The 13,183-nt window shown below is 62.4% G+C and carries 13 protein-coding genes; 1 reads left to right on the forward strand and 12 read right to left on the reverse strand.

Annotation, left to right across the window (positions count from 1 at the left end):
* Positions 1 to 181 precede the first annotated feature (181 nt).
* The 4 genes from HDG33_RS07555 to HDG33_RS07570 all read right to left on the reverse strand — a co-directional run bounded on the left by HDG33_RS07555 (position 182) and on the right by HDG33_RS07570 (position 4,489).
* Complete coding sequence (locus HDG33_RS07555) at positions 182 to 1,312, reverse strand: ABC transporter ATP-binding protein (protein ID WP_184023546.1); 1,131 nt, start codon at positions 1,310 to 1,312, stop codon at positions 182 to 184.
* 69 nt (positions 1,313 to 1,381) lie between these two features.
* Positions 1,382 to 2,212 (reverse strand): carbohydrate ABC transporter permease, encoded by an 831-nt coding sequence (locus HDG33_RS07560; protein WP_184023548.1) that lies wholly within the window; start codon positions 2,210 to 2,212, stop codon positions 1,382 to 1,384.
* A 3-nt stretch (positions 2,213 to 2,215) separates the two neighbouring features.
* Positions 2,216 to 3,133: a carbohydrate ABC transporter permease gene (locus HDG33_RS07565; protein ID WP_244144714.1), complete on the reverse strand. Its 918-nt coding sequence runs from the start codon at positions 3,131 to 3,133 to the stop codon at positions 2,216 to 2,218.
* A gap of 60 nt (positions 3,134 to 3,193) precedes the next feature.
* Positions 3,194 to 4,489, reverse strand: a complete 1,296-nt coding sequence (locus HDG33_RS07570) for an extracellular solute-binding protein (protein ID WP_184023555.1) — start codon at positions 4,487 to 4,489, stop codon at positions 3,194 to 3,196.
* 272 nt (positions 4,490 to 4,761) lie between these two features.
* Here HDG33_RS07570 and HDG33_RS07575 point away from each other — a divergent pair, with 272 nt between their 5' ends.
* A complete protein-coding gene (locus tag HDG33_RS07575; protein ID WP_026226194.1) occupies positions 4,762 to 5,811 on the forward strand; it encodes a LacI family DNA-binding transcriptional regulator in 1,050 nt (349 codons plus the stop codon).
* Here HDG33_RS07575 and HDG33_RS07580 read toward each other — a convergent pair.
* The 8 genes from HDG33_RS07580 to HDG33_RS07615 form a co-directional block, all read right to left on the reverse strand.
* Positions 5,790 to 6,179, reverse strand: a complete 390-nt coding sequence (locus HDG33_RS07580; protein ID WP_184023557.1) for a type II toxin-antitoxin system VapC family toxin — start codon at positions 6,177 to 6,179, stop codon at positions 5,790 to 5,792. The genes HDG33_RS07575 and HDG33_RS07580 overlap by 22 nt on opposite strands.
* Positions 6,179 to 6,508 carry a type II toxin-antitoxin system Phd/YefM family antitoxin gene (locus HDG33_RS07585; RefSeq protein ID WP_409258980.1) on the reverse strand — a complete coding sequence of 110 codons (330 nt, stop codon included), beginning with the start codon at positions 6,506 to 6,508 and terminating at the stop codon, positions 6,179 to 6,181. The genes HDG33_RS07580 and HDG33_RS07585 overlap by 1 nt, the downstream gene beginning before the upstream one ends.
* Positions 6,509 to 6,974: 466 nt before the next feature.
* Positions 6,975 to 7,214, reverse strand: coding sequence for a hypothetical protein (locus HDG33_RS07590; protein ID WP_184023559.1), 240 nt, complete (start codon positions 7,212 to 7,214; stop codon positions 6,975 to 6,977).
* A gap of 50 nt (positions 7,215 to 7,264) precedes the next feature.
* Positions 7,265 to 8,395, reverse strand: coding sequence for an ABC transporter ATP-binding protein (locus HDG33_RS07595; RefSeq protein ID WP_184023561.1), 1,131 nt, complete (start codon positions 8,393 to 8,395; stop codon positions 7,265 to 7,267).
* 112 nt (positions 8,396 to 8,507) lie between these two features.
* Positions 8,508 to 9,845, reverse strand: coding sequence for a GH1 family beta-glucosidase (locus tag HDG33_RS07600; RefSeq protein ID WP_184023563.1), 1,338 nt, complete (start codon positions 9,843 to 9,845; stop codon positions 8,508 to 8,510).
* Between the two features lie 56 nt (positions 9,846 to 9,901).
* Entirely contained in the window at positions 9,902 to 10,732 is an 831-nt protein-coding gene (locus HDG33_RS07605) for a carbohydrate ABC transporter permease (RefSeq protein ID WP_184023565.1), read from the reverse strand.
* On the reverse strand, positions 10,729 to 11,763 hold the full coding sequence (locus HDG33_RS07610; protein WP_184023567.1) for a carbohydrate ABC transporter permease: 1,035 nt from the start codon (positions 11,761 to 11,763) through the stop codon (positions 10,729 to 10,731). The genes HDG33_RS07605 and HDG33_RS07610 overlap by 4 nt, the downstream gene beginning before the upstream one ends.
* Before the next feature lie 129 nt (positions 11,764 to 11,892).
* On the reverse strand, positions 11,893 to 13,140 hold the full coding sequence (locus tag HDG33_RS07615; protein WP_184023570.1) for an ABC transporter substrate-binding protein: 1,248 nt from the start codon (positions 13,138 to 13,140) through the stop codon (positions 11,893 to 11,895).
* Between the last annotated feature and the right edge of the window lie 43 nt (positions 13,141 to 13,183).

Below are 13,183 nucleotides of genomic sequence, written 5' to 3' on the forward strand. Positions count from 1 at the left end.
GATGCCATCCCTTCTATTTCAGATACCTTTCCAGACTTCGCAGTCCTGCTAATCGATCGAACGCAGCCGCGACTCGAATTCGCCGTGTTTGATCGACTACGGGTCGTTCGTTGCGTCTAGCGACGCAATGCAACGGGACCGCGCTTGCTCGCGTCGTGCAAGCAGCGCGATCGCAAGCGGATCAGTGCAGACGCGGCAGCGCGAAATCCTTGTCGTCGAACACGTGGCACGCGTGCGGTGCGAACGCCAGTTCGACGCGTTCGTCGCGCGTCACGCCACCGTCGCCGGGCAGCTTGGCGATCATCGTGTTGCCGTCGCGCACGCCACCGTCCACATGCACGTAGCTGTGCTCGCCCATCCGTTCGACCAGGCGCACGGCGCAGCGGATTGTCTGCACGCCGGCCTGCGCCGACGGCAGGGCAAGATGCTCCGGCCGGATGCCGAGCGTGACCTGCGAACCGACGCGCTGCCTGCGGCCGTCGACCTCGGCGCACACGCGCTCGCCCGTGGTCAGCTCGACCTGAATGCCCTTGTCGTCGACCGCGAGCACCGTGGCCGGCATGAAGTTCATCTTCGGCGAACCGATGAAGCCAGCGACGAAGCGGCTCTTCGGCCGGTGGTACAGATCGAGCGGCGCGCCGATCTGCGCGATGCTGCCGTGTTTTTCCATGTCCGCGCCGGCGTGCAGCAGCACGATCTTGTCGGCGAGCGCCATCGCTTCGATCTGGTCGTGCGTGACGTACACCGCGCTCGCGCGGTTGAACTCGCGATGCAAACGGGCGATTTCGGTGCGCGTCTGCACGCGCAGCGCGGCGTCGAGATTCGACAGCGGCTCGTCGAACAGGAACACGCCCGGCTCGCGCACGATGGCGCGCCCGATCGCCACGCGCTGGCGCTGGCCGCCGGACAGCGCAGCGGGGCGGCGTTCGAGGTAGCTGTCGAGTTGCAGCGCGGCAGCGGCGCTGCGCACCTTCTTGTCGATGGTGGCCTTATCGACCTTCGCCTGACGCAGGCCGAATGCCATGTTCTCGTACACGCTCATATGCGGATAGAGCGCGTAGTTCTGGAACACCATCGCGACCTGGCGTTTCGCGGGTTCGACGTTGTTCATCAGTTGACCGTCGATGCGCAGTTCGCCGTCGGTGATCGATTCGAGACCGGCGATCATGCGCAGCAGCGTGGACTTGCCGCAGCCCGACGGCCCGAGGAACACGCAGAATTCGTCCCTGCCGACTTCGAGGTTGGCGTCGCGGATCACCGAGTTACCGCTCGTATAGGACTTCTGTACGTTAGTGAGAGAGATGCTTGCCATATCGTTTATGCGAAGTTCGGTGTGCGGGCCACTTTGGCCCACACGATTCGAGGTGAGGTGCGATGCGGATCAGCCCTTGAGCGAGCCGGCCATCATCCCCTTGATCACGCGCTCCTGACCGAACGCGTAGGCAACGATCAGCGGCAGCGACGTGAGAACGAGGACAGACAGCATCGAGGGTATGTTCGACGCGTATTGCCCCATGAAGTCCCAAATCGCGAGCGGCAGCGTACGGTGCTCGGCCGTCGACGTGAGCATGTACGCGAAGATGAACTCGTTCCACAAACCAATGCCGTTGAAGATCGTCACGGTGGCGAGCCCCGGTGCCGAAAGCGGGAAGAAAATACGCCAGAAGATGCGGAACGGACTGCAGCCGTCGAGCTGCGCCGCTTCTTCGAGCTCGCGCGGAATCTGGCGCATGAACTCGGTCAGGATGAAGATCGACACCGGCAGACTGAGAGCCACATAAGGGCCGAGCAGCGCGAACGCGGTGTCGTAAAGGCCGAGGTTGCGCGTGAGCAGATAGATCGGCACGAGCGTCGCATGCAGCGGCACGATCATGCCGGCGACCACCAGACCGAACAGCGTCTTGTTCAGCGAGAAGCGCAAGCGCGCAAACACGTAGGCCGCCATCGCACTGATGATGACGATCAGCAGCACCGACACGCCCACCGTGAACACGCTGTTACGGAAATAAGTGAAAAACGGCCCCTGCAGCACAGCCGCGTAGTTACCCCAATACAGGTGGCTCGGCGGCGCCCACACTGACGTCGCGAAGGTCTCTTCCTGGCTCTTGAAGCTCGATGCGACCATGAAGAGAAACGGAATCGTCGTGACGGCCAGCCAGATCAGTGCCAGCAGAGGAACCCCCACGCGGGGGAAGCGTAGTTTCTTGTTCATGGTTCAGACCTCGGTTGCATAACGGCGGGTGAAGTACATCGACACCGCCGCCACCGTGATGACGATAAGGAACATCGCCGAGCCGATGGTGCTGCCGTAGCCGAGTTGAAACGAACTGAACACCGTGCGATACATGTAGGTGGCCATCACCTCGGACGAGCCTTCGGGGCCGCCACCGGTCATGACGAAGACGAGATCGAAGTAACGCAGCGACCCGAGCACCGACAGCAGCACAGCGGTGCGCACCGTGCCTTGCAGGTGCGGCAGCTTGATGCGCCAGAAAATGGTCCACTCGGATGCGCCGTCGAGGAGCGCAGCCTCGTTGACCTCGGCCGGCATCGACGAGAGGCCGGCGAGAAACAGAATCATGTAGAAAGGCGCGTTCTGCCAGATGATCACGGCGATGGTCGCAGCCAGCGAAAAATGCGGATCGCCCAGCCAGTCCTTCGCGAGGCCATCAAGCCCGAATGCCTGCAGCGCGACATTGATCGGACCGAAATTCGGATCGTAGATTTGCTTGAACAGCACACCGATCGCCACGCTCGACATCAGCAGCGGCAGGAAATAGAGAACCTTGAGCAAGCGCGAGCCACGACCGGCCTTCTCCAGCAGCACGGCGAGCGCGAGCGCGATCGGAAGCTGGACGACGATCGACGCGACAGCAAGAATCACGTTGTTCTTCAGCGATTGCCAGAACACCATGTCGTGCGCGAGCCGCGCCCAGTTCGCGAGCCCGATATAACGGGCAGTGTTGCCGAGGCCGTTCCAGTCGAGCAGCGACAGCCGCAGGCTGGAGACGAGCGGATAAAGCAGGAACACGGCCAGCAGCAGCAGCGACGGCGCAAGAAACACAACCGTGACGAGCGTTTGCGATGAAAATCTCAGCCGGCGTTCGGGTGTAGCGGAAAGTGCGATATTCACGGGCTTGTATGCCGACCGGCACCTCGCGGTGCCGGTCGGACTTTTCTTTAGGACTGGGGATCAGCCGCCCTTCTTCGAAGCGGCTTCCATTTGCTGCGCAGCAGCCTCAGGCGTCAGCGACAGACCGAACAGTGCTTGCGTCGTGTCCTTGTGCAATTCACCGAGGGCCGGCGGCAGTGCCTGGTCGTACCAGAGCTGCACGCTCGGAGCGGCGGCAAGCATTTGCTGCAGACGCTGCGTGAACGGATCGTCGATCTTGACGTGATTGACCGGCGGGAGCTTGTGGTCATCCGACGCGCGAGCCTGCATCGCCTGTTCGTCGGTCAGTGCCTGGATCAGCTTGAACGCTGCGTCCGGCGTCTTGCACTCGGTCGAGATGCTGAGGAAGCCGTCGCCGACCGTGCCGATCAGGTCGCGCGGATCACCCTTGCCACCCGGCACGCTCGGGAACGCGAAGAAGTCGAGGTCCTTCGAGAACGTCGGATTTTCGTTCGCGATCGTCGAAGCTTCCCAGGCGCCCATCAGCTCCATGGCAGCCTTGCCCGTGTACAGCAGGCGGCGCGAGGCGCCCGAGTCGTAATCGAGACCGTTGATGCCCGGTGCGAACGCGCCAGCCTTCACGAGTTCCTGAATGCGCTTGCCGGCTTCGACGAACGCCGGATCTTCGAAGCCCTTGCCCTTGCCTTCGATCGCGTCCTTCACGACTTGCGGACCGCCGATACGGTCGACGAGGTACATGTAGTACATCGAACCGGTCCACTTGTTCTTGTTCGCGAGCGAGAACGCTGCAACGTTGTGCGACTTCAGCACTTCAACGACGTGCATCAGTTCATCCCACGTCTTCGGCGGCGTGATGCCGTACTTCCTGAAGACTTCCTTGTTGTAGAAGATCACCGCGGCCGCCGCGTTTTCGGCGGCAACACCGTAGGTCTTGCCGTCGAACGTCGTGACATTCCACGACGCTTGCATGAAGCGGCTGCGATACGCCGGATCCTTCTCCAGGTACGGCGTGAGGTCGGCGATCTGGCCGGATTTCACGTACTCGTGCAGCCCGCCGCCGCCCCAGTTCTCGAACACGCACGGCGGCTGGTTCGCGCCGAAAGCGACCTTTAGCTTAGTCTTGTATGCCTCGTTCAGGACGTGCGAATTCTCGACCTTGTAGCCCGGAACCGCCTTTTCGAATCGATCCGACGCGTCGCGAATGATCTTGCTCGACGACGCATTGGTCTGCTGGTCCCATACCGTGATCGTTTTGGAGTCCGCCGCTACGGCGTTCGAAACAACTGCAGACAACGAAAACAGCAGCGCCGTCGCGCCGATGATGGACCGCGCTTTAAACAAAGCCGGGTACGCCATGGGTGTGTCCCCTCTTCTGGATTTATAAGAAATCACCGAAACATTAACGTTAGCCTTAACGTTAGTGAATGTTAAGTCGATGCGTGAAGTAAGGCTATGCGGGATTTTACCTGGTCCCGGCGGGCTGCGACGCAACTGCCGGATAAGATGGACCGATTGTGGCAAAGCTGAAATATAAAGGGTTCTGCTAGAATAACGACTACATAAACGTTATCGCTAACGCGATTAGCGAGTCGACCCATCCAATGACCTCTCGCACACCTTCGACCCGCATGGCAAGACAGACCCCAACGCTCGAGCACGTTGCCAAGCTTGCCGGGGTGTCCCAGATGACCGCGTCGCGCGCTCTCAACGGCCGTCCCGGCGTGTCGCGCGAAACCCGCGACGAAGTCCTGAGAATCGCGTCGGACATCGGTTACGTCGTCAACCGCACCGCGCAGAAACTGTCGGGCGGCCGCAACGGCATCATCGGCATCATCACGCCGACACTCGACACGCAATTCTCCAGCGAACTGATTCTCGGCGCGGGCCGCGCGGCGCGTGGCGCAGGCTGCGAAATGCTGGTCTACACGGTGTTCGACGAAGATCGTCATACGCATCACGACCTGCTTGGGCTCATCCAGCAATTCTCCGACGGTATCCTCGCCATTCTTCCGCGCGAGTCGCTGTGCCTCGAGGCGCTCGCCACCGCGAAGGTACCGGTCGTCGTCGTCGATCAGCGCGGCACGCTGACGGGCTTCCCGTCGGTGTCGGTCGACAACTACGGCGGCGCCTGTCTCGCGGTCGAGCACCTCGCCGAGCTCGGTCACAAGCGCATCGCGTTTCTGGCCGGCGACGAAACGATCGAAGGCGTGCGCGACCGGCAACGCGGCTATCACGACACGCTGGCTCGCCTCGGCCTGCCACGCGAAGACGCGCTGGTCGCCGCGGGCGACCTGTCGCAAATGATGGCGTTCGACGTCACGTTCGACCTGCTGAATCTCGCCGAGCCGCCCACCGCGATCTTCACGGCCAACGACCAGAGCGCGTTCGGCGTGATCGCCGCGATCCGCGAAGCGGGTCTGCGCGTGCCGGACGACATCTCGGTGATCGGCTTCGACGACATCCCGATGTCCGAGCAGTTTCACCCGGCGCTCACCACGATCCGCCAACCGTTCCAGCAAATGGCGCGCTCGGCGGTCAACACGCTGCTCGCGCAGATTGCCGGGATCGACGCCGCTTCGCAGCGCATCACGCTGCCGGCGGAACTGGTGGTGCGCGATTCCACCGGCCCAGTCCGCACCAGGCAGCGCCGCGTCCGTCACCAGATCGTTTCGACGTAAGTCGACGCGCGCACCTTCGCATCCGAAGTCACGAGCGCGCCGCCATGCGTGCGCGCGGTCGCGACGATCAGGCGTTGATGCAAGGCGAGCGTGGGCGGCAGCGTGGCCGCGCGAAACGCGATCTCGGCGTCGACCGGAATCATCCGCACGCCGTCGAGCGACAGAAACGTCGACATCCAGCTGCGCGCGTCCATCGACAGCCCGAGACTGCCGACCTTCACGAACTCCGCGATTTCGAACGCACTGATTGCCGAAATCAGGATCTCGCCGCCGGCGAGCTCCCGATCGATCGCATCGTGCGCGGCCTGGCTCAGCGCTTTTTGCCTGCCGAGCCAGCACACGAGCGCAAGCGTGTCGAGCGTGATCATTACTCGTCCTGCTTGGCAGTGACAGGCTGCAACGCGTGCTTCAGGTTGAAATGCGTAATCGACGCGCGCAGCAGTTCGAGCGGGTTTTCCTGCTTGCTGCGATACGGCCGGATTTCGATGGTGGGTTGCCCGCGGTCGGTGACGACCACGGTTTCGCCCAATGCCTCGACCTGACGGAACAGCTCGCAGGCCCGGGACTTGAAAATGGCTTTAGATACTCGCTTTTCCATGACGCTCTCCACCCAGCAAAAATCCAACGGTATTTTTTGTATCGGGCCGGTGCGCCCGCAGGCGAACACCCGCGATGCGTGCCCGACATTCTTTATCAACCTTGCTCTCAGTCGTTGCTTCCCAGCCTACTGCCAGGAGCTCCCTCAAGCTCCAATCCAACTCGCGGCGACAACTACCGTAACCGCGACACAGCCTGCAACGGTCGCGCCAATTCCTGCGCGCAACCGATGCACGTTCATCTAATCAATTGGTTTTACACAGACCGCTTTGGCCATACCGGGTCGTGCCGGATAGCGGCGCGGCGCGTCTTGGGTTTGAATGTTTTGCCCCGTTTTTTAGCTCTTCGAATAGATGCAAACGTCCCGAACGTTACCCTTAACGTTAGCGGATGTTAATGGCGGACATTCGCCGCCGCCATGCGGAGTTTACCTAAGCTCCAAACCACTATCCGCCTCCCCGGACCAACGCTCTAAAGCACGCCAGGCCAGGAGAAAGTTAGATGCAAGGTCTAGACATTAAAACGTAATATTTAGCGTGCACTGGATAATATTATCCGTGCTTGCGTCACTCTTCGTCGTTCGATGCAGGGAGGCCCGGTGAAGGCTCCGCATCGAAATGCACGATCCACGCATGCAACGATTCGCGCGGCTTCTTCAGCCTGCCGCGCTGCTGCGGCTCTCGTTCGGTAGCCGGTTGCCCGCGGTCCGCGGCAGCAGCGGTTTCACCAGACGTCCGGTCGGACCGGTGTCCGGACGGATTGCTAGCCGCGGCCCCGACATCGTCGTTCGCTACATTTTTCTCCATCGCACTATCCGCCATCGGTGTACTGTTGCTCACTCGCCGACATCGGCCTGTCAAACCACCGTGCCGACGTCCTGGCCGACTTCGGGTCGCGCGAGGCTCACCGCGGCGCCGTTCGCATCGAACAGCGTGACCGACGACGACGCCACCTTGATCCCGACACGCGCGCCGACCGCGTGCTGCGCGTCCTTCTTGTCGAGCTTCAGCGCGATCGCGTGCGCCATGCCATCGAGTCGAGCATGCAGGATCGAGACGTCGCCGAGATGCTCGACCAGTTCGACACGCGCGGCGAGACCTTCGTCGAGCGAGCCGATGCCCAGATGCTCGGCGCGCACCCCGAGCGTCAACTCGCCACTGACCGGCTGCGCCAGCCGGCCGGGCAGCACGATGCGCTGGCTCGCGCCGGCGAGCGCCACGACGGTTTGCGCATCGCTTCGCGACACCAGCGTCGCGGCCAGCATGTTCATCTGCGGCGAGCCGATGAAACCGCCAACGAAGCGGTTCGACGGCCGCTCATACAGGTCGAGCGGCGCGCCGGTCTGCTCGATGCGGCCTTTGTTGAACACGACGATCTGCTGGCCCAGCGTCATCGCCTCGACCTGATCGTGCGTGACGTAGATCATCGTCGTGCCGAGTTCGCGATGCAGCTTCGCGAGTTCGATACGCATTTGCACGCGAAGCGCAGCGTCGAGATTCGACAGCGGTTCGTCGAACAGGAACACGCGCGGCTTGCGCACGATCGCCCGCCCGATCGCGACGCGCTGGCGCTGGCCGCCCGACAGCGCCTTCGGTTTGCGCTCCAGCAGATGTGTGATCTGCAGGATCTCGGCGGCACGGCCCACCGCCTCGCGCACTTCCTTTTTCGACTTGCCCGACAGCTTCAGCGAAAAGCCCATGTTTTCCGCGACCGTCATGTGCGGGTAGAGCGCGTAGCTCTGGAACACCATCGAGATGCCGCGGTCCGTGGGCTGCAGATCGTTGACGCGTACGCCGTCGATCAGAATGTCGCCGCCCGTCACCGACTCGAGCCCCGCGATCATGCGCAGCATCGTCGACTTGCCGCAGCCCGAGGGTCCCACGAACACTGTGAACTGGCCATCCGGGATGTGCAGGTCGATGCCCTGGATCACCTGCGGTCCTTCGCCATACGTCTTCGTGACGTTACGCAATACGAGTTCGCCCATTTGATGTCTCCTCCTCAATCCTTGTACTTGCAGACCCCGCGTGACGCTATCCCACTGCCGCACTACTGTCGCGCCACGCGAGGTTCGATGCGCCCGTCGCCGGGCGTGCGCCTCAGCGCACGGCCGCGACGCCGGCGTGTTGCGCGATCACGTCGCGATACCACAACGCGCTGTCCTTCAGCGTGCGCTCCTGGCTCGCGTAGTCGACGTAGACCATGCCGAAGCGCTTGTCGTAGCCCGACGCCCATTCGAAGTTGTCCATCAGGCTCCAGGCGAAATAGCCCGCCACGTCGACGCCCTGTTTCACCGCGTCCGACAAGGCGGCGAGATGCAGGTCATAGAAGCGCACGCGCTCGGCGTCGTGCACGCGGCCGTCATCGAGCACGTCTTTCGCCGCGCAGCCGTTCTCGGTGATATAGATCGGCGGCAGCTTGTAGTCGGCGTTGATGCGCGTCAGCAATTCGGTGAGACCTTGCGGATAGACTTCCCAATCCATGTCGGTGAAGCCGAGCGCGCCCGGCGGACGCTTCTCGCCCGATGCGCTCGCGAAGATCCGCGTGTAGTAGTTGACGCCGAGGAAGTCCATCGGCGTGCCGATCACGTCGAAATCGCCGCTCCGGATCACGTCTTGCGGACCGTTCGCGCCATACCATTCCAGCGCCTCGGCCGGATACTCGCCCTTGAACAGCGGGTCCATGTACCAGCGCACGAACTTCGCGTATTCGAGCGACGCGGCGGCCTGATCTTCGGGCGCATCCGTCGCGCCATGCGCCGGCGACTGGTTCAGCACGATGCCGAGCGGCGCCTTCACGCCATCGGCGCGCAGTGCCTGCAACGCGAGACCGTGCGACAGCAGCAGATGGTGCGCGACATGCGCGGCCTTCTTCAGATCGGCGTTGCCCGGCGCGAAATAGCCGGTTGCGTTGCCGAGCCACGCGGTGCACCACGGTTCGTTGTGCGTCGCGATCGATGCAACGCGATCGCCGAGCACGCTGCCGATCTTGCGCGCGTAGTCCGCGAAGCGATAAGCGGTGTCGCGGCTTTCCCAGCCGTTTTGCGTATGCTGCAGCGACAACGGCAGGTCCCAGTGATACAGCGTTGCGAACGGCTGGATGTCGCGCTCGAGCAAACCGTCGACGAGGCGCTCGTAAAACGCGAGGCCCTTGTCGTTGAATGCGCCGCGGCCGGTCGGCTGCACGCGCGGCCAGGCGATCGAAAAGCGATAAGCCTTGACGCCGAGTTCGGCCATCAGGTCGAGGTCTTCCTCGACCAGGTGATAGTGATCGCATGCGACATCGCCGTTCTCGCCGTTCAGGACCTTGCCCGGCACGTTGCAGAACGCGTCCCAGATCGACGGGCCGCGGCCGTCCTCATCCGCTGCGCCTTCGATCTGGTAGGAACTGGTGGCGACGCCCCAGACGAAGTCTTCGTTGAATCGATACGTCGACATAGATGATGTTGTCCTGAATGTCACGCCCGCGAGGGCGTGAAAAATGAAAAAGAATCTCAAGCCTTGACCGCGCCGGTCGTCAGACCGTCGATCAGACGCCGCGAGGTGAATGCGAACAGCACCAGCAACGGCAGCACCGCGACCGCGGAGCCCGCCATCACCGCGCCCCAATCCGAATTGGTCGGACTTTGCAGAATGCGCAGAGCGAGCGGCAGCGTGTACATCGACGGCGAACGCAGCACGACGAGCGCCGACAGAAAGTTGTTCCACGCCTGAATGAAGCTGATCAGTCCAAGCGTACCCAGCGCCGGACCCAGCAGCGGCATCACGATGCTCCAGTAGATGCGGAATTCACTGCAGCCGTCGATGCGCGCCGCCTCGATCAGCTCGGACGGAATCGCCGCCGCGACGTACTGGCGCATCAGGAACACGCCGAGCGCGGCGGCCGCGCCAGGTACGTACAGCGCGCGCGGCTGATCGATCCAGCCGAGCAGGTTCATCGTCATGAAGGTCGGAATCATGCCGAGGAACGGCGGCACCAGCATCGCGGTCAGCGCGATCGCGAACAGCGTCTTCTTGAAGCGGAATTCGTACATCGCGAACGCGTAGCCGGCCATCGACGTGACGAGCAGCGTCAGCACGGTTTGCATCGTGGCCGTATAGAAGCTCCAGCCGAGATTGCGCCAGAACGGAATGTGCCGCATCAGCGAGGCCATGTTGTCGAGAAACGCGCTGCCGAACCACAGAGGGGGCGGCATCGAGAAAATCTCGGAACTCGTGTGCGTCGCGAACACGAACATGAAGTAGAACGGCGAGAACATCAGCAGCGCGCCGACCACCACGATCGCGTAGCCGATATAACGGCCTTTGTTGCTCGACGATTTCATCGCTGTGTCTCCTCGTTCATGCCGCTGCGGTGAAAGATCCGCGTGTTCAACCACATCAACGCGCCGATCGAAATGAACAGCAGCCATGCGATCGAACTCGCGGTGCCGAAATCGCCGTCGTGGAATGCGGTGCGATACATATAGACGGCCGTGGTCAGACCGGACTGGCTGGTACCCATGCCTTCGTTCGGCAGCAGGATGAACGGCTCTTCGAACAGTTGCAGCCCACCGATGATCGACAGCGTGACCGCGAAGAAAATCATCGGCTTGATCAGCGGAATCGTGACGCGGGTGAACTGTTGCCAGCCGTTCGCGCCGTCGATGCGCGCGGCCTCGTAAAGGTCCCTCGGAATGGTTTGCAGCGCCGACAGATACAGCACCGTGTTCCAGCCGACATAGCGCCAGAAGATCACCACCGACACCGCCGGCTTGACGTTCTTCGGGTTATACAGCCACTCGATCGGATGCGCAGGGACGATCCAGTGCAGGCCGGGCAGCTTGCCGAGCTCGGCGATCGCGAGGTTGATCATGCCGAAGTCGGTCGAATACAGCGACGAGAAGATCAGCGCGATCGCGACGCTCGAGGTGATGAACGGCAGGAAGTACAGGCCGACCACCAGGTTGCGCCAGCGGCGAAACGCGGTTTGCAGAAAGAATGCGAGCGGCAGCGCCACCAGATGCTGCGGCACGCCGGACATGATCGCCATCGACGCGGTGTTGTACAGCGACTTCCAGTACCACGGGTCGGTCAGCGTGAACGTGAAGTTCGACAGACCCACCCACTTCATGCTCGCGAGCCCCGCCGTCGCGTCCCAGCTCTGGAACGACAGGTACAGCGAAAACAGCAGCGGGAACGCCATGAATAGCGCGAACAGCAGGAAAAATGGACCGAGAAACAGGTAGGGTGCGACTTTCACCGGATCGAGCCGCGAAGTTCTGCGCGGCGCGGCGAACGGCGCGGGCGAGCTCAGCACGTCGCTCGCGCGCGCATCGCGGGCGACCTCTGGGGTCGTGGGCAGCGGGGTGTTCATCAATAGTTCCGTCCAGTCGGGCGTGGCCGGGATCGATTACCGGCCACGCTGTTTGCAGCAGACTTGCAGCGCACTGCGACACACCTCGGTCGCGGCACGCAGCGTGCCGCGACCTTGCATCGATACCGCTTAACGGCGGACCCGATGCGCGATCTGGTCCTGCGCTTCCTGGAGAGCCGTATGCACGTCTGCACCGTCGTCGACGACCTTGTCGAGCGCCGAGTGCACCGCTTCCTCGGCGACCTGGTCGTACTTGCTACGCTGGATCGCCGGGATGTGCGAGGCTGCGTCACGCCAGATCAGACGCGCTTTCTCGTTGCCGAGGAATGCGACCGGCTCCGCGAAAAACGTGTCGTTCTGCGCGGCAAGCAGCGCGGGGAATGCGTCGATCGAACGGAACGATGCGAGCTGCGTGTCCTGGCGCGTCGTCAGGAACTTGATGAATTCCCACGAAATCGGCTTTTGCGTCGCCTTCGCCGGAATCGAGTAGAACGTGCCGCCGAACGATGCGTACGCGTTGTTCGGCAGATTGGCCGCGCGCCACAGACCCTTCGTGTCCGGGGCGATCCACGACGACAGGTGGCCACCGAGCCACGCGCCCATCATCTGCGTCGAGACGGTCCCGCGCTTGAAGCTTTCGGCCCATTCGTTCGACCAGGGCGTGATCTTCGCGTCGAGACCGAGGTCGCGTGCTTTCTTCGCGAGCTCGAACGCCTTCACGAAACGCGGCGACGTGACGACCGGATTGCCGGCCTTGTCGAAGTACACGCCATCGCCTTCCTTCAGGTCGGCGCGAATGTAGATGTCCTCGATATCGCGCGACGATGCCATCAGGTACGCACCCGTCGCCTTCTTGATCTTCACGCCCGCCGCCAGGTACGAGTCCCACGACTTCGTCAGGTCGGCTTCGGTCACGCCCGCCTTGTCGAGAAGGTCCTTGCGATAGAACAGCGTGCCCGGACCGATATCGGCCGGCATGCCGACGATCGTGCCGTCCTGCGTGGTCGCCTGCGCGAACGTGTAGTTGATGAACTGGCTTTTGTACTGGCCCGCGTTATACGGCGCCTTCGACAGATCTTCGAGACCGCCGCCCGAGGCGAAGCGGCCGATAAAGCCGACCTCCACCGCCATCACGTCGGGCAGATTGGAGCTCGTCGCGAGTGCAGTGGTCATTGCGTTGTGGTGATCGGCGATCGCGAGCGACGACACCTTGATGTCGACGTCCGGATGCAGCTTCTTCCACGCCGGAAGCGCGTCCTTGATTTCCTGATCCAGCTTCGGAAAGACCGCGACCGTCAACGTGGTGTTGGCGTGCGCGCCGACTGCGGCCAGGCTGAGCAGAACGGCAGTGGCAGAGCCTGAAAAGCGGAATTTCATTACTCGTCTCCTGAAGAACCCTGTTTGAATTGCATTCGATGAA

The sequence above is a fragment of the Paraburkholderia sp. Cpub6 genome (genome assembly GCF_014201065.1).
Lineage (GTDB): Bacteria > Pseudomonadota > Gammaproteobacteria > Burkholderiales > Burkholderiaceae > Paraburkholderia > Paraburkholderia tuberum.